Here is a 26,197-nt window from a genome sequence, read left to right on the forward strand (position 1 = left end):
AGGAGTAGCAACTTTGAAAACGACATCTTTGAAGTCAGTTCTGTTCGTATTGGCTCTGGCTCTATCTGTTCCCGTCCCGTCCCATGCAGGTTTGGATATTTTCGAACCCTCTAAAGTTCTAGAAAAAATCCGCAAACAAATCGCGAAGCAAGATATCGGTGCGACGATTGGCCTCAGTGCTGACATCATCGATGGATTGAGCGTTTCTCTGAAATACAAAGCAAAGTCTGAACCTTCTTACTTGGATGGCTATTACACTCGTCTGGATAAATATATCATGACGACGAATGTGAATGTCGGCGATCTATTGAACGGTGATATCACACCATTTGGTTTTGACGTTGAACAAGGCACTGAAGTTTACTTTGCCCGTCAGTTTAAATCTCAAGGTGATTCTATCAAAGCTCTTCCCTACACTTTGGATCGCATCCCTTTCACAGCCCAAAAAGCTGTTCAAAAATTGAAAGTCGGCGATTTCGTGGCCCTTCAAGGTAAGCTTAACATCGTGTTCTCGATCGGTGCTGACACCGATTTGAATCCGACTGTTTCTTTGGGCGGTTCTACACATATTTATATGTCAGGTGATTTCATGATTCACTTGTATCGCATGGAAAACGACAAGATCCGCGTGAAATTGATCACATTGAGAAGTCGCGGAACTGGTGCAAGTGCTTCCATCGATTACTTGGGCCGACTTAAAGTTGTTGGTCTTCGCGTCGTCGACAGAAAACTTGAGCGTTGGATTGACTTGAAACCAGCGTCTTTGAACTTTGGTAAATCTTTGAATGACGTTTTCATGTTGGACTATGTGTTTGATTTGAAAAACCCTGCAGCCGCGACAGCTTTCAATAACTTCATGAGCAAAAAAGTGAAGTTCAAAAACTTGAAAGTGATCGATCCAACAGCTTCCCGTCCTGAGTTGCAAAATGAACTTTTGACCGATATGTCTGAAGTTGAAGACATGTACATGGAAGATCACAATTTGCCTGTGGATCAACGCCGCATCGATCGCGTGTTTAAAGGTTCCAACACCTCTGTCGACATCATGTCTCGCTATAAACTTTCCATGAGCATTCTGCGCCTGGAAGCAAACACGATGTACTCGCAAAACAAATTGCAAAACTACGATTCGAATAACATCGAGAAGCAATACATCCTGGACACTTACCAAAAATCAGCTCAGTCCAAAATCTTTTATGGTATCTGGGGTAACAAGATCACAGAAGGTGATCACATTATCTTTAATTCCAATCCCCAATGGACTCCAGGATCTTTGGTTACGACTTCACACTTTTATGAAGCCCGTATGAGAAACGTTTCCAAAAAAGATTTCGGTAAAATGCAAAACCGTGCGGAAGATGTTTTGCCAGAATGGATCTATCGTCAAATCGACTGGAAGCACTGGGATTTCTCAAACGGCGACATCGTGAACGGTTACTTCCGTCACCAAGTGTGCATCAGCCCTGAAGCTTACGAAGCAATTCCAAGATACTCTGCCAGCCAGATCGAAAAAATGTTCTCTGCTTACCTTGATTCCCAAGATCAAGACTTGGATCAGCTAAGACATAAAAAGATCGAAAAGATTGCTGTGAACTTGGCATACTTGCTTCAACCGGTGATGACTGACAAAGCTCGCTATGAAGCATTCAGAAACTTGCAAAAAATCGCGATGTGGCGTGATCACGGAGCGTATTTCATTCTGACTCTTTTGCCAGAAAATCGCTTCGAAGAATTGGTGACTTACGAAATGACTTTCTCGGGCCGTAAATCAGACCAGATCAATTTCCGCTTTGGTAACTTTGAAAAACAACAGCTTTACCAAACGTTATTATATATCCAAAACTTGATCAATGATCGTTCCTTTGATCTGCGTCTGGTGACGGATTCCACCGGCGGAAAAACAAAACCATAGTTAACGAAAAGGGCTTCACACGAAGCCCTTTTTTATTTCCCTCCAGAGGGAGAGTGTTCCCCGCAGATTTTAATTGAGTAATTTGAGCCAGTGCGACATTTCATTCGCTTCGCCACAAATAGCGCCTCTTCGAGAGATAAAAGCTTGGCCGCTTAACCTCCCCATATGTTTGACCTTTTCCCTCTGAAAACAGGTCGTAAACAAGTTTTTGGAAATTAATACAAACCCGTGCTTCGTCGAGAAAAGAAATATTCCCGGCGACTCCATTTAGAGCTTTAGATTAAAGGATTTTAAGTATATTAACCGAACCCTAGTTGCTAAGTAGACCAGCTCAATTACATCTAAACTAAGGGGAAAATGGTGTCATTCTTGAGATTCCAACTGGCATTGACTGCTTTGATTGTCGGCTTCACGACATCTTCTGCTTATGCAAAAGTCTATTTGAACTCCCAATGCACGATGAAAGCCAACTCTGGCAAAATCGAAGGCAACGGTTCTAAAGACGAAAAATTTCCTCTCGCTTCTATCTCCAAACTTGTGACTTCGTTGTGGGCCATTGAAACTCTGGGCGCCAACTACCGCTTTGAAACTAAAATCCACGTTACTAAAGTTGGGCCTAAAGCCTACGACATGCATTTCGAAGGCAGCCGCGATCCTTTGATGGGTCGTAATGTCGGCTATTTCATTTTGGCTCAGCTCACGATGAAACAGCTGGGTATCGAAAGAGTTGAAAACTTGACCTTCGATGAAAACTTCCAAATGGAATGGAACGTGGAAGAACCTGTGGCTGTTGCTGGCGACACGAAGCTTTTCGCTGATATCACAGAACAAGCTGCTCATGTTGAGCATGAATTGGAAAATGGCTTCATCACACCAATCGCAGATAACTCCTACACGTACTTGCGCAAGATTTCAAAATCGGTGGGCGTGAAGCTGCCGGAAGATAAGCCAAGTATTAAATTTGGCAACGTCTCGTTCCTGGCGAAAGCAGACTTTAAAAAAACGAACGAGACTCAAACGTTCGTTTACAAATCTGCGCCTCTTTATAAGATTGTTAAGAACATGAACAACAAGTCCAACAACTATGTGGCTGACCACTTGTATTGGAACTTGGGTGGCACTACAGCGTTCAATTCTTACCTGGCAGCGAATCTGAAAATGGACAACCGCGATCTTGAGTTCAACTTGGGCTCCGGCAACAACGCGGACTATATCTCTAAAAAGAAATACGACTATAACGAAGGCACTTGCACTGCGATGATCAAAGTTTTGATCCGCCTGAACGAAGTTTTGGCGACGCAAAAACTGGTTTTGACGGACGTGATGGCGGTTGCTGGCAAGGACAGCGAATCCACATTGGTTCGCTATGATGGCGTTATGGGCGATGCGATGACGGCCAAAACCGGAACGGTGGATAAAGCGAAAACTTTGGCAGGCACGATTTCCACAGGAAACGGCACGATCTATTTCGTGATCCTGATGCACAAAGATTCTTCGGGTGAGAATGGTTCTGCAGCGAATGCCATCAAAAACCGCATCCGTGCTTTGTTCACCATCAACAATGGCTCTAAGAAAATTAACTATTCAGAAACTACGCCTCTTCCATTCGATAGCCAATCGGCTCTAGTTCTGGAATACGGGCCTCATTTAGGAATGTTCTAATGATCAGTGTGACGCTTTGGATTTTTTATGTTCTGGTTGCGATGTTCACCGTTTTTGGCCCTGTTCGTGCCAGCGGATACACCGTCGAGAACTTAAACAAAGCGATCGAGCTTCAAAAGAACAAAGAAGTTCAACAGCAAATCCAATCTAAAACTTTCGATCCGGGTGTGGGTGACTCTGATGGAATCACACCCCTGATGGCAGCCGCCATGAACGGGAACGTGAAGGCGTTGAATTTGTTGATGCAAAAAAATGCGAATCTGGAACAAAGAAATAAATTCGGCGATACAGCCTTGGCTCTGGCTGTTTCGAACGATCAGGATGCCGCTGCGAAAACTTTGATTACTGCGGGCGCTAAAGTGGATGTCGCGGTTCTTTCTGAAAACAAAGACACGTTGCTAATCACAGCTGCTAAAAGCAGCGAGAAAACGACCCGTCTGATCCTGCAAAAAAATAAAAAGGTCATCAACCAGACAAATGCTTTAGGCAATACAGCTCTGATGGAATCCATCGTGGCGGGTTATCCTAAGATCGCAAAACTTCTGGTGGATAATGGCGCTGACGTAACCATTAAAAATAACGACGGAAAAACAGCTTTGGATCTTTCCAAAGAGATGAAGAATAAAAGCCTTTCAGATCTTCTGACGAAAAAGGCGAAAGCCATCGACTCTGCTAAAAATTAATCGCGCGCTTATAACATTTAAAGAAATAAAAAAACCCCGGTTTTGCCGGGGTTTTGTTTTTTAAGAGAAAAGCTTTTTGATGAAGCTGGAGATCTTTTTACCGATCGTTTGCTTCGCTGGTGGTCTGCGAGCAGCGCTTGCACCTTTGCGTGGCTCGTGACGTTTGTGAGCACCTTGGCCTTGGCGGTTGTCACCGCGTTTTTGCTGGCCATGAGCTGGAGTTTTAGCACCGTGCTCAGGACGCTTAGCGTGTCTTGCATTAGGTCCTTCAGACTTCACGGCTGAAGCGCCTTTGCGCTCTTCACGTGGAGGTCTGTTTTCGCCACCGCGGTTTTCACCACGAGGTCCACGACCGCCTTCGCGACGTGGGCCACGGTCACCTTCACGACGAGGACCGCGATCACGGTTTCCACCGCCACTGCGACCACCCTCACGACGAGGACCACGCTCTCCGCGCTCACCATCCAATGATTTTGGATAATGGCCTTCGAAACGATCTGGGAATGGTTTGAACTCTTGAAGTAGCTGATCATTTTCCAAATAGCCCACTTCAACTTTGTGTTTCAAATAATCTTCGATACGAGTCAAAGACTCGATATCTTTTTCGCCCACCATGGAGAAAGCCTGACCTGTCGTACCCGCGCGACCCGTACGGCCGATACGGTGAACGTATGATTCAGAATCCATTGGCAATTCATAGTTGATAACCAGGTCAACACCTTTGATGTCCAAACCACGAGCAGCAACGTCCGTCGCCACCAGAATGTTCAGATGGTTTTCCGCTTTGAACTGTTCGATCACGCGATTGCGTTGAGCTTGAGTCAAAAGACTGGAGATCGCCATTGCTGGCACATCGTTATCAATCAAGAATTTCGTGATCTTTTCCACGTTCATTTTAAAGTTCGTGAAGATGATCGCTTGTTTTGGATTGTGCAATTTAAGCAAAGACAAAAGATGCTGAGGTTTTTCAGCGTTGCCCACGTGGAAGATTTGGTCTTTCACATTTTCAGCTTTGGCTTGGTCACGGCTGATGTTGATTTCAACCGGCTCTGAACCAAATTGGTAGGCCGTGTTCAAAACATCAAAATTCAAGGTTGCAGAGAATACCAAGAACTGACGTTCGCGAGGCACTCTTTGCAAAATGAACTTCATGTCGTCTTTAAAGCCCATGTCGAACATGCGGTCCGCTTCATCGAATACGATCGCGCGAACTTGCTTCAAATCCACCAAATGTTCTTTGTACAAATCGATCAAACGGCCTGGAGTTGCTACGATGAACTCGACGCCGTTTTTAAGAGCTTCTTTTTGTTTGTCATAGCCAGTGCCACCATAAATTGCGAAACCACGAAGGCCGCTGTCAGCACCGAACTTAATAATGTTATCTTGAACTTGCTCTGCCAATTCGCGAGTGGGAACCAAAACCAAAATAAAGTTCTGTGGTTTCCAGTCTTTGAAGGCGCGTTTTTCGATGATTTCTTTTTCTGCGTCAGTCACTTCACCGTGAACTGGGCGAGCGCGCAAAATACGCTCCATCAAAGGAAGAACGAAGGCAGCTGTTTTGCCTGTACCTGTTTGGGCTAGGCCAGCAACGTCTTTACCATCCAAGATATACGGCATAGCTTGCTCTTGAATCGGGCTGCAATCTTCATATCCAATTTTTTGGATAGCAGTCATCAAGGCGGGATCTAAATTTAACTCTGAGAATTTCAATTTCTTATACTCCGGTTCGTAAGCCCAAACCTACTTTTCGGTGCCCTAAAAGTCACCAACAAAGCTTTTTAGGCTCTCTATAAAGGCCTGAGGCTGATCTGAATGGACCCAATGTCCAGCCCCAGGGATTTCGACGCCCTTAATCATCGGGTTCTCGGCCAATATTCTCTGATAAACGTCAGATTTTAGCTCTTGAGATTTCTCTCCCCGAATCCAAAGGGTCGGCATTTTAAGGCCACGGACTTGGTCCCAACGATCAAACGTATGCCCGGCCTTCACTGATTCAATGATACCATACTTGGAAAAGCGCCAATCAACGGTCCCGTCCGGTTTTTCAACCATATTCGAGTAAAAGTACTGAGCCATGACTTCGACTTTTTCTCGCGTCTTAGCGATTTTAACGAAGTCTTCCATGAAAAACTTACGAGCTTCCTCTCGAGAGGCAAACGGCGTCGGCGCCAGATTTAAGAGATACTCATAGTACTCATAGGCGTTCGGTGCTGCTTCCGGGCCGATGTCTTCCACGATCAGTTTTTCAACATACTCTGGATACATGGAGGCAAAGGCCAAAACGTTCCGCCCTCCCATGGAGTGACCCACCAGAATAAACTTTTTCCAGCCAAGTTCGTCGACAATCTGTTTTAAGTCGTTAGCGTAATCTTCAGGCGAGTAGCCCGATTCAGGCTGAAAAGAGCGCCCATGCCCGCGCTGATCGTATGCCAGGCATCTTTCAGAGGCCTCAAGCCCCGAAATGATCCGGCGCCAATTTTGTCCGTACCCCATAAGCCCGTGAATAAAGACCCATTTTCGCCCATCAACTGGACCATAGAACTGGTGATTGAAATTGTCCAAGTATGCCATATCGAACCTATCCTGCGCCCCTTGAAGGGGTATTTCAAGTTTGAATTTTGGAACGAAGGAGAGTAGATTCAGCGACAATGAGTTCCTCGAAAAAGCCCCAGCTTCATGAAGACTGGATTGATCCTTACGCATTAAGAATTGTCAAAAACCTCCAAGATTCTGGTTTTGAAACCTATCTGGTGGGCGGATGCGTGCGCGATCTGATGGTGGGAATTCATCCGAAAGATTTCGACATCGCAACTAGCGCTCACCCCAATCAAGTTCGTAAAAAAGTTCCCAATGCCTATGTCATTGGTCGCCGTTTCAAGCTTGTTTTGGTGAAACGTGGCGATCTGCAGTTCGAAGTTGCTACTTTCCGCCGCAATGTTAGTGCCGAAGAAATCGCAGCCACTCCGGAAGAGGACACGATCGAAGGTGATAACTATTTCGGAACTGTAGAAGAGGACGCTAAACGCCGTGACTTCACTGCAAATGCTGTTTTCTATGATCCAGCCAATAACAAGCTGATCGATTTCTGCGGTGGCATTCAAGATATAGAAAATCGTGTCTTACGTATGATCGGCGATCCGAAAGATCGCTTCATCGAAGATCCGATTCGTATTTTGCGCGCAATTCGTCTGTCTCACAAGCTTCACTTCTCGATTGAATCAAGCATGCGCCATGCGATCGTGGAAACCAGCGCAGAACTGAAAAAATCAGTTCTGCCTCGTCGTCGTGAAGAATGGTTGAAATTCCTGCGCCTGGATGAACCCCATTTAGCGTTCATGGAACTTTTCGATTTGCATATTCTTGAACAAATTCTTCCAGGCTTGCACTCGGTCTTTATGGATCCGGCAAAGATGGAATTATTTGAAATGCATTTGGCTCGCATCACGCAAGTCGGCATCAACAAGCAAGACCCATTGGAATTGTTTGCAGGTGTGATGTTTGCTTTTATGAAAGCACAATACGGTGAGGGCCAATGGAATCACGATGAAATTCTGAATGATCCAAAATTGGCTTATTTCATGCGCGAGGAAATGGGGATCTTCAAACAAGAAGCGGCTGTTTTCTTTAAAGCTTTACATTTGATGTCGGGACTTAAAAAAATCGACAATTATTCCCGCAAGGGCGAGCGTCGTCAGATGGCTTTCGTTTTAAATGAAGCTTTTGGTTTGGCGATGAAGCTTTCGATGATGGATTTCTCTTTGTCAGCGTCTGAGACTCACTACTGGATGCAACAGTTGGAAAAATTCACGGGCGGCAAAGTTACGCCAACGCACTAAACGCGGGCCAGAAGTGTTTTAGCAAGCACTTCTTCCAGCATCGACATATCAATCGGCTTACTCAAATACCCATCAAAACCTGAATTCAGACATTCTCTTTGTCCTTCAGAGCTCGCTTGGGCTGTAAGCGCTACGATAGGTTTTATATAACCGCGGGCCCGCAACTCTTTCGCAGCCTCATGACCTGACATTCCAGGCATTTTAATATCCATCAAAATCAAATCATAGCCTTCCGCTTTCAGGGCGTAAGAAACAGCCCCGGCACCACTGTCACAGATATCCACCATGGCCCCGTGACGAAGCAAATAACGATGCATCAGATTGCGCAGATCTTCGGAATCATCCACCACTAAAATACGGCGGTCCTTCAGATATTCAGAATTTTTATTCTGCGGCAAATTACGCTCCAGAACCATGCGATTGGCATGGTGAGCTTCTACCAACTTTAATGGCGTCACAGATCCAACACTGATGGAGTATTCAAAGATACTGCCCTTGCCTTCAACCGACTCAATCAAACACAAATCCCCACCTGACAGGCGCGCCAGACGTTGAGACAACGCAAGACCCAAGCCTGAGCCCACGACTTTTTGAACTTCGCGACTTTCCCCTCGCATGAATGGTTGGAACAGATTCATCTGCGTCTGCACATTCATACCGATACCAGAATCAGTGACACGAATTCTTAATGTGCCTTGATTTTCGGTATCCATTCCAAAAGAAACCAGAACTTGAATTTCTCCCTGCGGAGTGAACTTCACCGCATTGGAAAGAAGATTGATTAACACCTGACGGAAGCGAACCGAATCCATTTGAATTTCATCTGGCAGCAAGGTCATGTACTTCAAGGTCAGTCGATGTCGGGCATTGATCACGGTGCGAATCACCGAAACCGAATCCTCGATTTCCTGAACCGGACTCATCGGGGCATTCTGCAGGAACAGCTTTTTACTTTCAATTTTCGATAAATCTAAAAGATCATTCACCAGGGACGTCATGAACTTACCCTGCCTTTGGATAGCATGAATGTCTTTGTAAGCGGCCTCATCCAAATTCGGATTAGCCAGCATAGCTTCTGAAAACCCCAAAATGGCTGCGAGCGGAGTACGAATCTCGTGGCTGGCGTTGGCCAACAAAACTGATTTTGCCTCGTTGGCTGCTTCGTGGAGATCTCTTTCACGACGAAGGAAGTCTTGATTACGCTTGATCGTTACATCCCAGACAATACCTGATGTACGCAATACATTGCCGGCCTCACAGCGTTCGATTTTTCCACGAAATGCCAACGAGCGTGCTCCGCCGTTTTCACTCGCCAGCAAAAATTCAAAATCCAATTCACGATTTTCATGAAAATTAGAGCGTAGAATATCTTTTAACAAAGCCTGTTCTGGTAAAAGCTGCAGATTGCCCTCGCGGTAAATCATGTCTTCCTGGATATCCCAGTCCCAAGTCATCGCTTCCGAAGAAGCCATGGCCATGCGCACGCGCTCTTCACTGCGCAGTAAAATTTTATCGACGCTGAACAAAGTCAGGATGGAACGATTCAAAGAGCGCCCCAGAACAATCACCAACGCCAGATAGATCAACATGATCGTACCAACCAAGTACGTATGAGGCTGACCCGAAACGACATAACCCAAAGCCCAACCCACAATTGTCGGTCCTACCACACACAGCATTGCCGTACGGTTGGACACGTAAAGTATCATCCCGCCCGCGGTCATAACCGCAATCAACATCGCCGTTAAATTCTGAACAGTGGTCCCCGTCCACGGTGCCATAAATCCCATGGCTCCCCAACTCAGTCCCGAAACGGAAAGCAGACAGTACTTGGCTCTTTTCCAAATGTTCAGTTGTTCAATGCTTTGTATTTTATCTTTGGCTTCATTCCAGAAGGGCACAATGCCCAGGCTCAGGGCTGCATAAATATTAATCGTTAAAAACCAGCCGATGATGAACTTGTGGGAGACCGTATCCCATGCCACAAACGTATAAAAATAGGCGGTCGTCAAAACTGCCACCATGGCAGTAAAGCTTTGACCCAACAACAGGTCCACTTTGCGAATTTCTAGTTCGAGCAGATCATTTTTTTTCATATACGTGCGAATTCGTTAATATTCCATAGGCGCTAAAAATAAAACAGGGAAAGTCTGAACTTTCCCCGTTTTACACGTTCCATAAAGCATCTGTAATTAAGCGGCTTCTCTTAAATCAAGCTGCTTTAATAATTCTCCTGCAATTTTATCCAGGGCCATTATCTTATCTGCAGCTCCCAATGCCACAGCCGCGGCTGGCATTCCATACACCACACAGGTTTCTTCGTTCTGCGCGACTGTAAAGGCTCCGGCATTTTTCATCTCCAAAAGACCTTCAGCGCCGTCTTTACCCATACCCGTTAGTACGACACCCATCGCATTTTTACCTGCGTATTTTGCGACCGATTTCATTAAGTAATCAGCTGCAGGGCGCACGCTGTGCATAGGAGCATTCTGATGAAGCTTGATATAGTAAAAAGCACCACTACGAGTGATTTCCATGTGGAAATTACCCGGAGCAATCAAGACACGACCTGGAACAACCTGGTCACCTTCTTGAGCTTCTTTTACTTCAAACGGAAACATAGCGTTTAAATTATCTGCGAAAGACTTCGTAAAACCTGGAGGCATATGCTGAACCACCACTGTTCCAGGGATATTCGCCGGCATGCCGGAAAGGAAAACTTTTAAAGCCTCCGTACCGCCTGTGCTTGATGCGACTGCAATCATTTGATGGGTTGTACGCGCGAGCGACGTACGATCCACCTTTTTTACAGGAGTTGTCGGTGTTGCCACTTTCGTTCTAGATTGGATGCGAGCGCGGGCGACCACGCGAACCTTTTCAATAATTTCGCGCCCCAGAACTTCAAGAGTTTGCGAAACGTCGATGGAAGGTTTTTCCATGATTTCAATAGCACCGGCCTCAAGAGCACGAAGATAAGTTTCCGAACCTGTTTTTGCCAGACTCGAAAAGATAACTGTTCGGGTTGGAAAGTGCTGCATGACTTTTTCCAGGAAGCTGATGCCGTCCATACGAGGCATCTCCACATCCAAAGTCATAACATCAGGTTTTAGTTGCACCAATTTATCACGAGCAATGTAAGGATCAGAAGCTGTACCAACCACTTCGATATCCGGTGCCGAAGAGAAAATTTTCTCTAGCAACTTACGAATCACTGCGGAGTCATCAACGATGAGAACTTTGATTTTTTGACCCATATTTCCTTCTTACAGCTTTTGATAAACTGCGCGTGATAGCGGTTTCAAATGAGTGTGTTTAATATTTCCTGATTCGGAATGTCCCAAAATCAGGTAGCCACCCGGTGCCAGACACGAAGTCAGGCTGTCGATTACTTTTTTCGTCGTCTCTTCGTCGAAATATATCAAAACGTTACGACAAAAAATCACATGGAACTTGTGCTGAAATTCATACTTAGGACTCATCAAATTGAATTGCGCAAAGCGAACCATGTCGTGAATATTGTCTTTCGCTCTCCAATATTCAGTTTCATTCTTTTTAACTTTTTCAAAGTACTTTAGACGCTGAGCCGGAGGCAGGCCCTGCATTTCGCGATCTTCATAGGCACCGATGGAGCCTTTTTTCAAAACTTGCAAATCGATATCCGTCGCAAGCAAGCGTGCCTTCATACCGGGAATCTGTTGCATCACTTCGTGAGCAGTCATAGCAATCGTATAGGGCTCTTGCCCCGTACTTGCAGCTGCACACCACATACGAATGTCAGCGCCAAATTTTTTATAAAGTTCTGGAAGTTGTTGCGCAAGGAAATCAAAGTGATTTCCTTCTCGGTAAAAAGACGTCATGTTTGTTGTCAAAGCAGAGATGAACTCCGAAGTGATTTCATGATTTCCGTGTTCAATCATGTCCCAATACTGCTCGTAAGATTTCAAGCCATGACGGCGCAAAAGCTTCACTATACGGTTACGGATCAGCGCATGATTCTTAGGGGAAAATGGCAAATCCACGCCCGCCAGGTCATACATGTGCTTGGCGAACTTTGCGAACATCTTCTCGGTGAGCTGAATATCTTCAAACTCATACAGAGCGCTTACGGCTTCAGTCTTTTTTAGTGCACTCATGCTGCTGCCGCCATTCCTGATCCCTTAGAAACGGACTGCAACAATGAACCTGGTTCCAAAATTAGTACGGTACGACCATCACCCAGAATCGCAGCACCTGCGATCTCAGGAATATCAAAGCCCGTCACGATTGGTTTCACCACCACTTGCGCCTGACCCAAGACATCATCCACTGGGAAGGCCATTTGACCGGTCACAGACTCGATGATCACCAGCATCGTCTCTTCACGACGCGCGCTCAACGTATCTTTCACCACAGTCTCTTTGGTGCCAAACTGGCTGTTCAAAGAACCCAACGTGTGGGACACATCGATCACTGGAAGCAACAAGCCACGAATGTTGGCCACTTTGCCAGCGTTAGAAATACTTGTGTAATCCTTCGGCTGGACACGCACGATCTCGCGGATCGAGTGGATCGGAAGGATGTAACGAGAACCGTCCAAGGCCACGATGATACCGTCAGTGATCGCCGTACTAAGAGGAATCGTCAAACGGAATGTCGTACCCACGCCTGATTTAGACATGATGTTAATCTTACCGTTGATCTTATCCAGATTTGATTTCACCACGTCCAAACCAACACCACGACCAGAAAGGTCCGAAATTTTGTCAGCCGTCGAGAAACCAGGATAGAAAATATATTGGAAAACTTGTTCATCCGGAATAGTTGCCGGGTCTTGGCCCTTCGGAACGAAACCTTTTTCAATGGCTTTCGCCAAAACCTTCTCACGGTTGATACCACCACCATCATCGATGATCTCGATAACGACGTTACCACCGTTTTGTTTTGCAGAAACCGTTACTTTTGCAGTCACAGGCTTACCGCGCTCTTGACGTACTTCACGTTTTTCCACACCGTGGTCCATGGAGTTTCTGACCAAGTGAACCAAAGGGTCACCCAAGAGTTCAAAAACCGTTCTTTCAACCTCTGTCTCCTCACCGATCAATTGCAAATCAACAGGTTTATCCAGAGTCAAAGATACGTCACGCACGATACGTTGGATTTTAATGAACATGGATTTCAGAGGCGTCATGCGGATGCTTAATGTTTTTTCATAAAGTTCACGCACAGCTTTGTCCAGCTGGTCAACGATCGCTTCTAGACGAAGATTTTCACCACTGCGAACAGTTTCGTCGTGTACCAACTGATTCTTCAATACAACCAACTCACCCACAGCATCCAACACGGAATCAACACGCCCTGTATCCACTTTGATCGTGCTGTTGGCATTTTTTGCAGGAGTTTTATTACCCCCGCCGCCGCCACCGTTTTCTGATGCAGCTGGTTTTGCCTCAGAAACCACTTTCAATTTCGGAGCTTCTGCCACTGGCTCTGGAGAAGCCGTTGCAGCAGGAGAAACCGCAGGGCCCGCTGCCACAACTGGAGATGCTTCCACAGCTGCCACTTCTGGAGTGGAAGCTTCCACAGGAATTTCAATTGCTGCATTTTCAATTTCACGGATCAATTCTTTTTCGGCGGCTTCTGCTGCTTCTTTCGCATGAAACTCGGCTTGGTCTTCTGGAGACAATTGTGCGAGCAACTCTGCCAAAAGATCGTGGTTCACGACATCGTCAGAAGTTTCCATGTTGGGTTTTGCTTCTGGCACGGGACAATTCGCTGCCGCCGCATCCACATGCTCGAAGAAGTCATCAGGCACAGACATTTTTGGTTCATCAGCTGTTGCTGCTGCCACCGGAGCTGGAGCTGCCGCAGCGGCCGCGGCCTCAGCTGCTTTCGTATGAGAAGATTTTTTGCCGGAAAGACTTTCCGTCACAGCCACAAGTTGTTTCACCAGTTCAGATGGATCCCATGGACCACCTTGACCTTGCTGCAAAGAAGAGATGCGATTTTTCAACTCGTCACCTGCTTGCAAAAGCAAAGAGATAACATTCGAGTTCACCAGCTCTGGCTTGGAACGAAGAAGATCCAAAAGATCTTCCGCAACGTGCGCGAATTTCGCAAGATCTGACAATCCTACCGCTGCTGCTCCACCTTTTACTGAATGGGCCACACGGAAAATATCTGTCAGATCTTTCGCAGGATCATCACTGTTTTCTAGTTTCATCATCGATTCGTCGTATTGCTCGAACATGAACAAGGACTCGTTAAGGAAATCCATCTGCAGTTCTTCAAAGAATGCATTATCGCCGCTCATTTATTTCTCCAGGGACTGTGTATTTCTAATCACTAGAGTTATCGGCAACTTAGAACATTTGATTCTACTACGAAGGACCAGAGCCGCGGGTAAATTCACTGATTTAGTCATAGGTCCTGGAGTCGAACTAAAGCTGTCTCATAAGGGCGCGAAAATACGAATTAACAATTATTTTTAACATACCCTTAAGTTCCCTTGAGATTTCGGCGAATAGTAGGGGGTCCAATTACATCGAAAGGCCTTACTATGAGTGAAATGTCTACAAAAGCAAAAGCTGGTCAGTATCTGACTTTCCAATTGATGTCAGAGCAATATGGTGTCGCGATTGAAACAGTTCGCGAAATCAACCAGTTTGGTGAAATCACTCCGGTTCCACGCACGCCTGAATACGTTAAGGGTGTCATGAATTTGCGTGGAAAAATCATTCCAGTTGTTAATCTTCGCGTAAAATTCGGAATGGATGCTCAAGATAAAACTCGCGATACTTGCATCATCGTGATCGACACTGAAATCGGTCAAGTTGGCATGATCGTGGATTCAGTAAAAGAAGTTGTGGATCTTCAGGACAACCAAATCGAACCGTCACCGGTTCTTGGCAACCAAAGCTCTATGCACTTCGTTCGCGGTATGGGTAAAGTTGATAACAGAGTTGTTATCCTTGTTGATATCGTGGCTGCATTCTCTTCAGATCAAATGGGCCAAATGGCTCAGTTCTCTGAAGCTGCTTAATCGAATCTCGATTTTCAAAAATAAAAAAGGCACTGCTTTTGTCAGTGCCTTTTTTTATTTCAGAATGAAGTCCGAAATAATTAGTCGTTGTAATCAGCTTTGCAAAGTTCGTTGATTGTAACTTCCAAGCGAGCTGCATAATCAACATAGTCTTGTCTTTTTTCAGTCAAAACTTCGATAACGTCTGCATTGTTTGAAGCTTTGATCTGAGCTGTCAAAGATTTGATTTGAGTAAGGGCTTTTGCTTTGTTTTCGATCATTTGACCGCAAGAAGCTGCGTTTGCTTGAGATGTGAAAAGACCTGCCAAAACCAATGCGCCGATAAGTGCTTTCATTGAAACTCCTAATGGGTTGTTATTTTGACCGGAACCTACTCAACAGAAAGCGAATCTCCAAACTAATAAGCGGTAATTCGCCAATGCATCCAAAAAATTCACGAATTCCAGAGGGAAAACAGAAAAATCTCTTCATTTTCCACTCCGAAATTTAACATATGTTAATGATCGTTAAGAATTGACTAAAGCAAACCCGCCTGAACAATCTCGATCCAATAGTTGTCGGGATCTTTGATGAAGGCGATATTCTTCATTCCGCCCTCCCCTAAACGTTTCTGATACGTCACATTTAATTTATCAAACCGTTCGCACGCAGCTTTGATATCAGGAACGGTCACGCAGATATGACCAAAGCCACGAGGCTCTGTGTTGCCGTTGTGGTAAGGCGTCGTTTCTTGGTCTTCTGTGCCCCAGTTATGAGTCAGCTCTAAAACCGCTTCACGACCAAAAGTGTATTTGGCATTCGCTTCGTTTTCCGTCGGAACATTTGTGCCTTCAGGAACATAAGCCAAAAAGAACAACGAAAACTTCCATTCCGCGAAATCAAGTTTGCGCACCAACTTCATACCCAAGATGCGAGTGTAAAAATCCAACGAAGCTTTAGGATCTTTCACACGAAGCATGGTGTGATTGAATACGTATTTTTTCGTCTCGCCATCGGGGTTCGCGCACAAACCCGGAATATTTTCCGCCATGATGTTCTCCTCAAATTAATTTCGCCTTAGATATAACATAAAAAAAAGGGAGAAGCTTTCACTTCTCCCTTCGAAATTATATTTACCAGATTTTGCATCGTACCCCCCAAAAGGTACGGCGTACCTTTTACTTGGCTGCTGCGACGATGGCTGAAGCGTCGATTTTGTGCTTCTTGTACAAATCAAGAGCTGTGTATGAGCTTTGGCCGAATTCACCGTGTACGCCCAAAGACTTCACTTTGAAATCAACTTGCGCCTGCAACAATGAGTGGCAAAGCATTTGCCCGAAACCACCGATCAACTGGTGATCTTCTACAGTCACCAAGCGACCGCCTGTTTTTACCAAAGCTGCTTTCACAGTTTCGACATCGGGGTGATTTACTTTCACCACGTTCACAACCACAGAACCGATACCTTGCGCTTCCAAAGTTTTAGAAGCCTCCAAAGCTTGAAGAACCAAAGAACCCGTTGTGGCGATTGTCACAGACTTCGCTTTACCAGCTGTTGTGTCAGCCAATACTTGTGCTTTGTTCAAATCGTACTTAGTTCCAGCAACATATGTTTTAGGGAAGTTTTCACGGCCCAAGAAGAACACGGCGCTATTTGGAACTTTGCCAGCTTTGCGATCATTGGCAAATTTTTCGATTACAGAGTAAACGATGCTGTCTGCTTCTTCGCTGCAAGACAAAGAGTAAACATCCACGTGAGGAATCGAAGAAACCATCGCCATGTAAGACAAAGCTTGGTGAGATGCACCGTCAGCAGCATCTTGGAAACCCGTGTGAGAGAAGACTGCAATCACTGGAGCTTCAGACAAAGCGCCCATAGTGATTGGCAAAGCACCTTTCGTTACACCGAACTGAGCGAATGTATCGACAACTGGGATGTAACCCAATTTAGAAAGACCTGCCGCTGCAGAAACCATATTGGATTCAGCCACACCCACATCGAAAGAATCTGCTGGGAATTCTTTTCTGAAGCCAGCAACACCTGTGGAACCTGGAAGATCCGAAGTCACGCTCAAAACTGGGTAACCCGCTTTACGAGCACGGATCAAAGCGGAAGAAACACCATTTTGGATTTTTTCGCCAGAGTCTTTAACTGCGTTTGCTTTGATCTCTGCTTCCCACTTGTTCAATTCTTCGATCCAAGTGTTGAATACAGCCGGCAAGGCTTCGCCATTGTAGATTTCAGACAAGAAGGCCGGAAGTTCAGAAGGGCTCTTCAATGGGAAACCGTGAGCACCTGAAGCAGATTCAGCCGTTTTCTTAGTTCCGATACCTTTTACGGTTTTCGCGTGGATTGCGACTGGAACCTTAGGATTTGCTTTGGCTTTTTCAACAGCTGTTGCAATTGCATCGTAGCACTTTTGCAAGTCATTGCCTTCAGGCAACGAGATCACATCCCAGCCCAAAGTTTTCAAAGAAGCAAATGTATGAGACATCGAGAAAGATTCATTATCAATACGACCCGAAAGTTTCGTGTTGTTATCGCTGATAACCATCACGAATGGCCCCATCTTACCATGAGCTGCAAGCCCCGGAATCGCCGCGAAAGCTTCGCGTGCTTCACCTTCCATACTGGCACCGTCAGAGATCGCTGTGATCGTTACGCGGTTTTTACCAGACAATGCCTCACCCATCGCCAAACCTTGAGTTTGTGGAAGAGCAGAACCCAAAGGACCGTTAGAAACGAAAACACCTTCAGGGAAACAGTGAACTTCACCGTGACCAGTAAGACCCGATTCGATCGAACGGAATTTTTTTAGGCTGTTCAAATTAAGACCGGCTGTTTGGTAGTTTGCTTTCAAAGCATACAAACCGTTTTCACAGTGACCAGCGTCGTTCACAACGTGGAACAAATCATACCAAGGCTTGTTTTCTTTTTGAGCTTGATCAAAAACAAGACCATGCATTGCGGACATCAACTCTGCAAAAGCTGCAGGACCGCCGTAGTGCGAAGCCGCGCCGCCAAGCACTGCATTCATGTCCATCAAGGACACAAGCGCACGCGTCGAGCGAGGATCAGCCACCGGAATGGATCTGCCGTCTTTGCTTTTAACAAAGCTTTTGAATTGAGGTTCTTGAGTCGGGTTGCCAGCCAATTTTGATTTGATTTGAATAGGTTCAGTCATAGAATATGTTCTACTTCCAGCGCAGAGGAACATCAAATGCAAAAGCTATATGCACACAACATTCGCGATCTTTTAAAAGTAGAGCTTCACCGACACTTGGACTGCTCAGTGCGTTGGAGCACCTTGGTCGAATTAGCACCTCAAGTTGGCATCACTCTGGCGCCTACTTCACAGCAACAAAAAGAGCAGTTTTTAATTACAGAGCCCATGAATGATCTGGGAAGTGTGCTGAATAAATTCCTGAATGCTCAAAAAGTTCTGGCGAGCGAAGAAATCCTCTCGCGTATTGCTTTTGAAGCCTGCGAAGATGCTTACAACGACGGCATTCGCCTGCTGGAACTGCGTTACGCGCCCACTTTTATCGCAGAAGGCCACAGTTCTCTGACTTTTGAAAAGATCCATCAGGCTTTGCACAACGGCGTAAAGCTGGCGCAAAAGAAATTTGCCATCGCTGTCGGACTTATCTGCATCGTGCAACGAGTAAAACCATTCGCGGTTGCGGAAAAAGTTGTGGATTTCGCTATAGACCACAAAGACAGCTTTGTCGCTCTGGACTTGGCTGACAACGAAGAGGGTTTTGATCCTAAAGTATTTGCCCCACTTTTTCAAAAAGCAAAAAAGGCTGGCCTGCATATCACCATTCACTCAGGCGAAACACCGAACGATCAAGCCGCCAGCTGGGTAAAAGACTCTGTCGAAATCCTGGGAGCAGAACGAATCGGCCATGGTATTCAAATCGTGCGCAATCCTGAAGTTTTAAATTTCATCCGTGATCGCAAAATTCCATTGGAAGTTTGTCCGATCAGTAACTATCTGACTCAATCATTTAAAACCTATGAAGAGCATCCAATCCGTCAGCTTTTAAATGCGGGAGTTTTGGTGACGATAAATTCAGACGATCCGGGAGTCTTTGCGACGAACTTAAGTGACGACTATGAAGTTCTACATCGCGTGCATTCCTTCACGACGGAAGATTTCAAACGCTGCAATCAGATTGCCTTCGAGGCAAGCTTCATTCCAAAAGCGGAAAAAGAGAAATTCAGAAAGGATTTTTTCTAATGGCAACTGATTGGAAATCGATTGGCGAAGAGATTCAGCACATGATGAGAGAGGACACCGCGGTTCGCGAAGTTCTGGCATCCACGGGAGAACTTTTTCAAGGCTATGCCCCCGCGATGGAAAAAGTTCACCTGAAGCATGCACAACATTTGAAAACACTGATTGATGAACACGGTTTCCCCACGATATCTAAAGTAGGCAAAGATGCTGCGATTGATGCCATGAGATTGATTTTACATGCGATCAGCTGGCCTGAATTCATGCGCTCGATGGAGGCGGTCACAGTGAATTTAGCCAAGACTGGCGAAGTTCCAAAAGATTATGTCGCAAGGCTCATGGACCGCATTCGTTTCTATGAGGGACGCAAACAAATCTATGGAACCAACGCGGACTGGGACGATAATGGAATTATGCGCATCACCGATGTGGAAGATGAAAGTAAATTGAATGCACGCCGCGCCGAAATGGATTTACCACCTTTGGAAAGCCTGGTGATCACTCCGTTGGATGGCGATTTTCATCCAGCCGATCCCAAGAAGCGTCACGAAGAATATGTAGCATGGACTCTAAAAGTAGGATGGCGTACAGTCGCTATGCCCTAGCAAAGGATCAGAAATGGAAAAACAAACTCTTCGCGATTTTTACCCACCTATTGAGCCCTACAACAAAGGCTTTTTAAAAGTTTCAGATATTCATAATCTCTATTTCGAAGAAGTCGGAAATCCTGCTGGTAAACCCATCGTGTTTTTGCACGGCGGCCCCGGTGGTGGTGTCGCTCCTGATCACCGACGTTTCTTTGATCCGAAAACTTATCGCATCATTTTGTTCGACCAACGTGGTTCGGGCCAATCCACTCCTTGTGCTGAACTTCGTGACAACACCACATGGGATCTGGTTGCAGATACAGAACGTATTCGCGAGCATTTGAAAATCGACAAATGGGTTGTCTTTGGCGGGAGCTGGGGTTCGACCCTGGCTTTGACTTACGCCATTAAACATCCCGAGCGCGTAAAAGCATTGGTTCTGCGCGGAATTTTCCTGTGCCGTCCTTCAGAAATTAAATGGTTTTATCAAGAAGGCGCTTCTCAGATTTTCCCTGACGTATGGGATGAGTATTTGAAAGTGATTCCTCAAAATGAACGCCATGACATGGTAACTGCCTACTACAAACGCCTGACTCATGAAAATCGCGATGTGCGTTTGGAAGCCGCGAAAGCCTGGAGTAAATGGGAAGCCGCAACTTCTCGTTTGTATATTGATGCTCACGCGATCGAAGAGTTCGATGATCCAGATTCTGCATTAAGCTTTGCACGTATCGAGTGTCACTACTTCACCAACAATGCGTTCTTTGAAACCAACAACTGGATTTTGGAAAACGTAAATAAGATCCGCAACATTCCAGCGTGGATCGTTCAAGGCCGTTACGATGTGGTTTGCCCGGCGACATCGGCGTGGGAACTTCACAAAGCTTGGCCGGAAGCCAAATTCCAAATCATCCCCGATTCAGGTCACGCGGCCGCTGAACCCGGCACCCGTTCTGCCCTGGTCGAAGCCACAGATGCCTGCAGATCGCTTTAATTCGTTTTAGCGACCTGGCGACTGCATTTTTTACAATATAAGGAGCGGGAAATTGTTTCCTGCTCCTAAATTGATGTTTCAAATTCCGTGAACTTCAGGTTATATGGCTCAACGCATCATTTGTTTGATGGTGCCATTCCTGGGGGAAAATTGGGGTCTTTAAACCGCTGTTTCTTATTCCTAGCACTCTGCACTTTAAGCGCCTGCTCTCAGGCTCTGAAGATGCCAGTCTCCAAAAAGAAAACAGACTCTGCAATCATCGGTGGTGAAGTTGTCACGGGCCGTGATCTGACTTCCCAAAGCGTTGTCGGTGTTTTGACTCAAAACAAAGAGACTGGCGACGTTGAAATTTGCAGCGGAACTTTATTAAAAAACAAACTTGTTTTAACTGCTGCTCACTGTGTCTCTGACCCAGAAGGCAGTCTTAGTATTTCAGTGGTTTTCGATAACGTGATCAGCCCGACGGGCAATACCATCACCGCGATTCGCGCGGTTCCTCGTACAGCGATTCCTGCATGGTGGGGCGCCGAAACACATTTAGAAACTGATACCGGGGACATCGCACTTCTTCAGTATGTTGGCGACACTCCAAGTGGCTACACGCCGATCACGGCTTTGGCTTCCGAAGAAGACATCGTTAATAATAACCAAATTCTGATTGCCGGTTTCGGTGTCAATAAAGTGACGACGAAGCCCGTGGACGTAAATACATTCCCGGATTTGATTGGTGCTATCCAATCAGGCCAAGTCAGCTGCAAAGACCCTGTCCGCCTTCAAGGTTGCGTGGAAGTATCTATGGAAGGTGCTGGCACATTAAGACAAGCCACTTCCAAAATTAAAAACAACCGTTATTCCAGTTCTGAAATCGAAGTCGCTCCGCAATCGGGCAACACATGCCATGGAGATTCCGGTGGCCCGGCGTTCATCGTAAAAAACAATAAACTGTATTTATGGGGAGTAGCAAACCGCTCTGCCAATAACAGGCTTACTGATTGTTCAACGAATTCAGTCTATGCCAGCGTGCCGTTCTTTAGAGAATGGCTGAACCTTGCAGCGGCGAGACTTCAGGAAGAATCAGTAAAATAGTTATGAAAAAAAGCATTTACCTGATCCTGACTCTCGTATTGTTAAATGCCTGCCAACCTGAAAACCCCGCTGTTGATTCTAACGTTGATGAAGTGACGGAAGAAATCGTCGGCGGGAGCACCGTATCCAGCGTGGATTCCATCTCTAAGCACTTGGTTTTTATTTACAGCAACCGTGATTCTTCATATTGCACTGGCACAATCATTTCAGAAAATCTGATTTTAACAGCTGCTCACTGTATTAAAAATACGTCTGACACTTTAGTTCTTGGCTTTGGTTTGGATCGCTCCAAGGGCACAATGCAGGCTCGAACCAGCAACGGCGCGGTTAAACACGTCGCTTATAAAGCGGATCTAACTGCGGAACGCAACGATGTCGGTTTGATCTCATTTTCCGGTGGCTTGCCAGAGGGTTTTGAACCCGCTCCGCTGGCGAATGCGAAAATTTTCGCCAAGGTAAAATCAGAAATCATTGCGGTTGGCTATGGCCGCGTGAAAGGCGTTCGCAACGTTCCCCCTTCTGACAGTGGCTCGGGTCGCCTTCGCAAAGTGACATTGAAAATTCAATCCAAGACGACGAACGGCAAAGCTTTTGAAGTCAGCCAACAAGACGGTCGCGGCATTTGCTATGGCGATTCTGGCGGTCCAGCGTTCGTCAAATCAAACGGTCAATACTACCTAGTGGGAGTAACTTCCGCAGTGCTTTGGTACAAACCCAAAGACTCAGTCTATGACTTGTGTAAAGAGCACTCGATGTTCATGGATGTGAAGTTTTATAAACCGTGGATCAATGCCCAATCAGGACAACTGCTGTAGGATCTGTTTGATTTTTTCTGCAACTTCGCGGGGACGATCAAACAGCACACGGTGAGAGGCATCTGGGGCCACCACATAGTCCAAGCCCGTCTGGTGATGCAGATTTTGCGACATCGAGACAAACTTTTCGTCTTTCTCGCCAACCATCCACATTACTTTTTGCCTTAGGGCGCTGATGATATTGCGCATGTTCTGTTGTTCCGCCAGGGACCATCTGGTCAATGCAAGACTTAGGAATTCACGATTATAGTCTTTTTCCAAACGAACAGGCTCACTGCCACCACCGAATACAGGCTGGGCATTCCAGTTTCTCATTACCATATCCCACGGAGCTTTCAGAAACTCCTCTGCCCAATAGGAATCGCTCAACCAGCGCTGTCGACGCTGTTCAGAACTGGGATCGAAATGTCGTAAATTATCATCAAAGCCAGGATTGGTAGAGATCAATAAAGCTTTGAACCATTGAGTGGGATTTTGTGCGAGAGCTTGTAAAGCCAAACGACCGCCCAAAGAATAACCGACAATTACATTGCGGCCAGTGTTTTTGGTTTCATCATAAACCCAGTCGTTAAAGTTTTCGGCCCATTGATCAAAACCATGTACGGAGTTGAGCTCTTCGTCTTTGAAATAGTCAGGAGTATAGATACGCAGATTCGAGACCGGAGGAAGAGAAGCTTTCACCGCTTCCCAATCCGAGGGTCTGCCTAAGAATCCGTGTAAAAGAAAAAGGTTCACTCTTTCCAAAGGGTTTCGATTTCCTTCCAAAACTGCTGGGTCTCATTCCAATCAGGGACCATCTCAATCACTTGAAGATTGTCCAGTTCCAAACTCGTAGGAACAGTATGCCACTTCTGATACGACCAATTCCACATTTTTGCCCACGATTCGAATGAAATTTCGTGCTTATTCACGAAAATCTCTTTCTTGAACATCCGTGAGAAGATTTGGCCACCACCATTGTTGATCACAACTACTCGTAATTTCTGCGCTTCTAACTGAGAAGTCGCCCAAAGTGCCGAAAGATCATACATCGCAGTTAGATCCCCGACCAGACACCAGTTCTGTGTATCTGTGTGTGCCCAACCGAGGAAAGTCGAGATCTGCCCGTCTATACCATTTGCTCCACGATTCGCAGCCACACGCAATGGAGAACTGTCCAAATCAGCACATGAATCCCATTCGCGAATTGGCAAAGAGTTTCCAAGATAAACGGAGTGACCCTTCATATGTTTGGAGGCCGCATAAATCATGCCTTGCTCGGACTTAGGATATTTCTCAAGCAATGACTTCATTTGTTGGGTGCGAGATTCATCTTCCATCGCGATCTGATAGTTCTCTCTGTGAACGGAGGCGAACTCCACCTGGCTGAGCAAATCCAGCGAAGGGCAATGGTCTACCGGACGACTTAATCCCGTATAGTGATTAAATCCGACTGAAAAAACTGGCAGCTCGCGATAACGATCTTCAAGATCACGCCACAGACGAACGGTGGGAATCCCTCCAATTCGCAAAATGGAGTCGCAGGTCCCAGACTTTAAAAGCTTGTGAATCATCTGCTCGCCCGAGCGAATTTGCAGGTCCTTTAAATCAGGATGCCCGCGCAGACTGGAAATACCTTCGGCATACACGGGAGCTTTGTACTGTTTTAAAAAATCCAAAACAGTGCCATAAGCTTTCTCTGGCAAAATCCCGACGAGCACCAAAGGTTTGTGCGTGTTAAGGAAATCTTCCAATTGCTTCAACATGCCCATTGGTAATTGACCCGGAAGTTTTGTTCTTTCCGAAGTTGCTGGAACTTTGATTTGCGGAACAGGTCCGTCAATCAACGGCTCTTCAAAACAAACATTCACGTGAATTGGTTTTTTCCACGATAAACTTTTGAACGACAAATGGGAATTTTCCGCATCGATATCCAAAGCCACTTCGTTGTAATAAGAAAAAATACCGACTTGCTCAATCGTTTGCGGAGCTCCGGAACCGCGATAGCGTTTAGGACGATCCGCAGTGATCATGATCAAAGGCAAAGAGGAATACGTTCCCTCAACCGCTGCTGGCAAAAGTTCTGCAACTGCAGTTCCTGAAGTTGTGAAAATAGCAACCGGACGGCGGTAACCCGCGATACGCCCCAAAGCAAAGAAAGCAGCAGAGCGCTCTTCAAAGAAAGAATAAACTTTCAGGCTTTTGTTTTCGTCCAGGATGTGAACCAGTGGACTGTTGCGGGCTCCAGCACAAAGAATGAATTCACGAACGCCGGTGTCCACCAGCTCCTGAATAACTTTTGCCGCCAATTCCATGTTTGTCATACGTTAAGCCCCAAAATCTTTCTTACAGACAGGCGTTTTTGAAAGAGTTCACGCCACTCTCTGGAAAATTCACTAGCCGCAACAATGCCGCAACCAGAACCAATCATAGATTCGTTCGTACTCCACTGCAAATTCCGAATCGCCACAAGACACAGAGCCTCCTCTGCGCCAAAAAACGCAAACGGTGCTCCGTAACCACGACGACCTTCCTGACCTGGCAAATCCTGCATCCAACCGTAACCGGCTGCGCGCGGAGCGACTCCCAAAGCGGGTGTGGGATGAAGTTCCATCACCAATTCACGGAAATCAGGGCGTCGATTGCACTTCACCTGGAAATCAGTTTTCAGATGAAACAGTGTCGGCAATTCCAGGATCATCGGACCCTGACTTTGCACGTCTCCCCATTTCTTTAAGCGTTGGGAGAGATCTTCAACCACCAGATGATGCTCTTGCATTTCTTTTTCATCAAGCAACAATGATTGGCGTTCACCCTTGTCGCTTTTTGGACAAGTGCCTGCGAGCGCCATCGTTTGCAGGAAACCCTGTTCATAACTGAAAAGTGTTTCCGGAGTGGCCCCCAGAATGCCCTGACCCTTTTGCCAAAAACCAAAGACGTACAAAGTCTCTGGTGCCGACAACAAATTCAAAATCATTTGCGCACGCTCCGTAGCCGTCACTGTTTGTGACGAGCGGGCAAAGATCACGGGCACTGCTTTTTGAATTTCATTTTTTGCGATCTTACCTTGGATCACTTCGAGGTCTTTTTGAAAGTCGGACTCTGCTGGTTCACTCCACTGGGCCTTACTTAGGGGCCCTTCGGGACGCGGGTTTCCGGCCAGATAGTTTTCCAACAGGGATTGGAGTTCTTGGGTGCTCAAAGTGTTTTGAGCAGTTCCCCACCATAACGGGTGCGAATCCTGCTCATAGAAATCAGGGCAAAACACTGAAATCTCTGCACTATTGGCAGATTTTACAGGGCTAAAAGGACCCTCAATGAGAGTCCACTGCCCCTTATGGCGCAAGAGGGCCCCCGAGTCCAAAAAGTTTGTAATGCCTAGAGGCGATATGCTATGTTTGCGAT

General features: G+C 46.0%; 22 protein-coding genes. 10 read left to right on the plus strand and 12 right to left on the minus strand.

Features of this window, described 5'->3' with window-relative positions:
• Window positions 1-13 precede the first annotated feature (13 nt).
• The 3 genes from DOM22_RS17650 to DOM22_RS17660 all read left to right on the plus strand — a co-directional run bounded on the left by DOM22_RS17650 (window position 14) and on the right by DOM22_RS17660 (window position 4,257).
• The gene (locus DOM22_RS17650; RefSeq protein ID WP_142701631.1) at window positions 14-1,912 is read left to right on the plus strand and encodes a hypothetical protein; all 1,899 of its coding nucleotides are present in this window, start codon (window positions 14-16) and stop codon (window positions 1,910-1,912) included.
• 357 nt (window positions 1,913-2,269) lie between these two features.
• Window positions 2,270-3,574 carry a D-alanyl-D-alanine carboxypeptidase gene (locus tag DOM22_RS17655; RefSeq protein ID WP_142701632.1) on the plus strand — a complete coding sequence of 435 codons (1,305 nt, stop codon included), beginning with the start codon at window positions 2,270-2,272 and terminating at the stop codon, window positions 3,572-3,574.
• Window positions 3,574-4,257: an ankyrin repeat domain-containing protein gene (locus DOM22_RS17660; RefSeq protein WP_142701633.1), complete on the plus strand. Its 684-nt coding sequence runs from the start codon at window positions 3,574-3,576 to the stop codon at window positions 4,255-4,257. Before DOM22_RS17655 ends, DOM22_RS17660 begins: the two co-directional genes overlap by 1 nt.
• A 60-nt stretch (window positions 4,258-4,317) precedes the next feature.
• Here DOM22_RS17660 and DOM22_RS17665 read toward each other — a convergent pair whose 3' ends face one another.
• Together DOM22_RS17665 and DOM22_RS17670 are read right to left on the minus strand one after the other, a co-directional pair.
• Window positions 4,318-5,967, minus strand: coding sequence for a DEAD/DEAH box helicase (locus DOM22_RS17665; protein ID WP_142701634.1), 1,650 nt, complete (start codon window positions 5,965-5,967; stop codon window positions 4,318-4,320).
• Between the two features lie 45 nt (window positions 5,968-6,012).
• Complete coding sequence (locus DOM22_RS17670; protein WP_142701635.1) at window positions 6,013-6,828, minus strand: alpha/beta fold hydrolase; 816 nt, start codon at window positions 6,826-6,828, stop codon at window positions 6,013-6,015.
• Window positions 6,829-6,905: 77 nt separating this feature from the next.
• On the opposite strand from DOM22_RS17670, the gene DOM22_RS17675 reads away from it, so the two are divergent.
• The gene (locus tag DOM22_RS17675; protein WP_142701636.1) at window positions 6,906-8,093 is read left to right on the plus strand and encodes a CCA tRNA nucleotidyltransferase; all 1,188 of its coding nucleotides are present in this window, start codon (window positions 6,906-6,908) and stop codon (window positions 8,091-8,093) included.
• Here DOM22_RS17675 and DOM22_RS17680 read toward each other — a convergent pair.
• The 4 genes from DOM22_RS17680 to DOM22_RS17695 form a co-directional block, all read right to left on the minus strand.
• Window positions 8,090-10,189 (minus strand): response regulator, encoded by a 2,100-nt coding sequence (locus DOM22_RS17680; protein WP_142701637.1) that lies wholly within the window; start codon window positions 10,187-10,189, stop codon window positions 8,090-8,092. The genes DOM22_RS17675 and DOM22_RS17680 overlap by 4 nt on opposite strands.
• 96 nt (window positions 10,190-10,285) lie before the next feature.
• A complete protein-coding gene (locus DOM22_RS17685) occupies window positions 10,286-11,347 on the minus strand; it encodes a chemotaxis response regulator protein-glutamate methylesterase (protein WP_142701638.1) in 1,062 nt (353 codons plus the stop codon).
• A gap of 9 nt (window positions 11,348-11,356) precedes the next feature.
• Window positions 11,357-12,226: a protein-glutamate O-methyltransferase CheR gene (locus tag DOM22_RS17690; RefSeq protein WP_142701639.1), complete on the minus strand. Its 870-nt coding sequence runs from the start codon at window positions 12,224-12,226 to the stop codon at window positions 11,357-11,359.
• Window positions 12,223-14,382 (minus strand): chemotaxis protein CheA, encoded by a 2,160-nt coding sequence (locus DOM22_RS17695; RefSeq protein ID WP_142701640.1) that lies wholly within the window; start codon window positions 14,380-14,382, stop codon window positions 12,223-12,225. Before DOM22_RS17695 ends, DOM22_RS17690 begins: the two co-directional genes overlap by 4 nt.
• Window positions 14,383-14,637: 255 nt before the next feature.
• Between DOM22_RS17695 and DOM22_RS17700 the strand changes: the two genes are divergently transcribed.
• Entirely contained in the window at window positions 14,638-15,111 is a 474-nt protein-coding gene (locus tag DOM22_RS17700) for a chemotaxis protein CheW (RefSeq protein WP_246845740.1), read from the plus strand.
• Between the two features lie 80 nt (window positions 15,112-15,191).
• Here the strand turns inward: DOM22_RS17700 and DOM22_RS17705 are convergent, their stop codons facing one another.
• The 3 genes from DOM22_RS17705 to DOM22_RS17715 form a co-directional block, all read right to left on the minus strand.
• Entirely contained in the window at window positions 15,192-15,446 is a 255-nt protein-coding gene (locus DOM22_RS17705) for a hypothetical protein (protein ID WP_142701641.1), read from the minus strand.
• A 182-nt stretch (window positions 15,447-15,628) separates the two neighbouring features.
• The gene (gene gloA, locus DOM22_RS17710) at window positions 15,629-16,141 is read right to left on the minus strand and encodes a lactoylglutathione lyase (protein WP_142701642.1); all 513 of its coding nucleotides are present in this window, start codon (window positions 16,139-16,141) and stop codon (window positions 15,629-15,631) included.
• A gap of 127 nt (window positions 16,142-16,268) precedes the next feature.
• Complete coding sequence (locus DOM22_RS17715) at window positions 16,269-18,275, minus strand: transketolase C-terminal domain-containing protein (protein ID WP_142701643.1); 2,007 nt, start codon at window positions 18,273-18,275, stop codon at window positions 16,269-16,271.
• 36 nt (window positions 18,276-18,311) lie between these two features.
• Here DOM22_RS17715 and add point away from each other — a divergent pair, with 36 nt between their 5' ends.
• The 5 genes from add to DOM22_RS17740 all read left to right on the plus strand — a co-directional run bounded on the left by add (window position 18,312) and on the right by DOM22_RS17740 (window position 22,813).
• Window positions 18,312-19,334 carry an adenosine deaminase gene (add, locus tag DOM22_RS17720; RefSeq protein ID WP_142701644.1) on the plus strand — a complete coding sequence of 341 codons (1,023 nt, stop codon included), beginning with the start codon at window positions 18,312-18,314 and terminating at the stop codon, window positions 19,332-19,334.
• Window positions 19,334-19,936, plus strand: a complete 603-nt coding sequence (locus DOM22_RS17725; protein ID WP_142701645.1) for a DUF6624 domain-containing protein — start codon at window positions 19,334-19,336, stop codon at window positions 19,934-19,936. Before add ends, DOM22_RS17725 begins: the two co-directional genes overlap by 1 nt.
• Before the next feature lie 13 nt (window positions 19,937-19,949).
• Window positions 19,950-20,912, plus strand: a complete 963-nt coding sequence (gene pip / locus DOM22_RS17730) for a prolyl aminopeptidase (protein WP_142701646.1) — start codon at window positions 19,950-19,952, stop codon at window positions 20,910-20,912.
• Window positions 20,913-21,134: 222 nt separating this feature from the next.
• Window positions 21,135-21,998, plus strand: a complete 864-nt coding sequence (locus tag DOM22_RS17735; protein ID WP_142701647.1) for a trypsin-like serine protease — start codon at window positions 21,135-21,137, stop codon at window positions 21,996-21,998.
• Between the two features lie 2 nt (window positions 21,999-22,000).
• A complete protein-coding gene (locus tag DOM22_RS17740) occupies window positions 22,001-22,813 on the plus strand; it encodes a trypsin-like serine protease (protein WP_168196692.1) in 813 nt (270 codons plus the stop codon).
• Here the strand turns inward: DOM22_RS17740 and DOM22_RS17745 are convergent.
• Genes DOM22_RS17745 through DOM22_RS17755 form a run of 3 tightly spaced genes read right to left on the minus strand, consistent with a single transcriptional unit; the run spans window position 22,796 to window position 26,060 of the window.
• Entirely contained in the window at window positions 22,796-23,548 is a 753-nt protein-coding gene (locus tag DOM22_RS17745; protein ID WP_142701649.1) for an alpha/beta fold hydrolase, read from the minus strand. The two genes, DOM22_RS17740 and DOM22_RS17745, sit on opposite strands and share 18 nt — an antisense overlap.
• Window positions 23,545-25,116 (minus strand): 2-succinyl-5-enolpyruvyl-6-hydroxy-3-cyclohexene-1-carboxylic-acid synthase, encoded by a 1,572-nt coding sequence (gene menD / locus DOM22_RS17750; protein ID WP_142701650.1) that lies wholly within the window; start codon window positions 25,114-25,116, stop codon window positions 23,545-23,547. Before menD ends, DOM22_RS17745 begins: the two co-directional genes overlap by 4 nt.
• On the minus strand, window positions 25,113-26,060 hold the full coding sequence (locus DOM22_RS17755; protein WP_246845742.1) for a chorismate-binding protein: 948 nt from the start codon (window positions 26,058-26,060) through the stop codon (window positions 25,113-25,115). The genes menD and DOM22_RS17755 overlap by 4 nt, the downstream gene beginning before the upstream one ends.
• Window positions 26,061-26,197 lie beyond the last annotated feature (137 nt).

It is taken from the genome of Bdellovibrio sp. ZAP7 (assembly GCF_006874645.1).
Lineage (GTDB): Bacteria > Bdellovibrionota > Bdellovibrionia > Bdellovibrionales > Bdellovibrionaceae > Bdellovibrio.

What these genes read in the sequence shown, in the direction of transcription:
- DOM22_RS17705 (WP_142701641.1), bottom strand. Translation starts at nt 15,446, where the DNA reads ATGAAAGCACTTATCGGCGCATTGGTTTTGGCAGGTCTTTTCACATCT.
- pip (WP_142701646.1), top strand. Translation starts at nt 19,950, where the DNA reads ATGGAAAAACAAACTCTTCGCGATTTTTACCCACCTATTGAGCCCTAC.
- DOM22_RS17715 (WP_142701643.1), bottom strand. Translation starts at nt 18,275, where the DNA reads ATGACTGAACCTATTCAAATCAAATCAAAATTGGCTGGCAACCCGACT.
- DOM22_RS17700 (WP_246845740.1), top strand. Translation starts at nt 14,638, where the DNA reads ATGTCTACAAAAGCAAAAGCTGGTCAGTATCTGACTTTCCAATTGATG.
- gloA (WP_142701642.1), bottom strand. Translation starts at nt 16,141, where the DNA reads ATGGCGGAAAATATTCCGGGTTTGTGCGCGAACCCCGATGGCGAGACG.
- DOM22_RS17670 (WP_142701635.1), bottom strand. Translation starts at nt 6,828, where the DNA reads ATGGCATACTTGGACAATTTCAATCACCAGTTCTATGGTCCAGTTGAT.
- DOM22_RS17655 (WP_142701632.1), top strand. Translation starts at nt 2,270, where the DNA reads ATGGTGTCATTCTTGAGATTCCAACTGGCATTGACTGCTTTGATTGTC.
- DOM22_RS17690 (WP_142701639.1), bottom strand. Translation starts at nt 12,226, where the DNA reads ATGAGTGCACTAAAAAAGACTGAAGCCGTAAGCGCTCTGTATGAGTTT.
- DOM22_RS17740 (WP_168196692.1), top strand. Translation starts at nt 22,001, where the DNA reads ATGAAAAAAAGCATTTACCTGATCCTGACTCTCGTATTGTTAAATGCC.
- DOM22_RS17680 (WP_142701637.1), bottom strand. Translation starts at nt 10,189, where the DNA reads ATGAAAAAAAATGATCTGCTCGAACTAGAAATTCGCAAAGTGGACCTG.
- DOM22_RS17660 (WP_142701633.1), top strand. Translation starts at nt 3,574, where the DNA reads ATGATCAGTGTGACGCTTTGGATTTTTTATGTTCTGGTTGCGATGTTC.
- DOM22_RS17675 (WP_142701636.1), top strand. Translation starts at nt 6,906, where the DNA reads ATGAGTTCCTCGAAAAAGCCCCAGCTTCATGAAGACTGGATTGATCCT.
- menD (WP_142701650.1), bottom strand. Translation starts at nt 25,116, where the DNA reads ATGACAAACATGGAATTGGCGGCAAAAGTTATTCAGGAGCTGGTGGAC.
- DOM22_RS17695 (WP_142701640.1), bottom strand. Translation starts at nt 14,382, where the DNA reads ATGAGCGGCGATAATGCATTCTTTGAAGAACTGCAGATGGATTTCCTT.
- DOM22_RS17735 (WP_142701647.1), top strand. Translation starts at nt 21,135, where the DNA reads ATGCCAGTCTCCAAAAAGAAAACAGACTCTGCAATCATCGGTGGTGAA.
- DOM22_RS17685 (WP_142701638.1), bottom strand. Translation starts at nt 11,347, where the DNA reads ATGGGTCAAAAAATCAAAGTTCTCATCGTTGATGACTCCGCAGTGATT.
- add (WP_142701644.1), top strand. Translation starts at nt 18,312, where the DNA reads ATGCAAAAGCTATATGCACACAACATTCGCGATCTTTTAAAAGTAGAG.
- DOM22_RS17725 (WP_142701645.1), top strand. Translation starts at nt 19,334, where the DNA reads ATGGCAACTGATTGGAAATCGATTGGCGAAGAGATTCAGCACATGATG.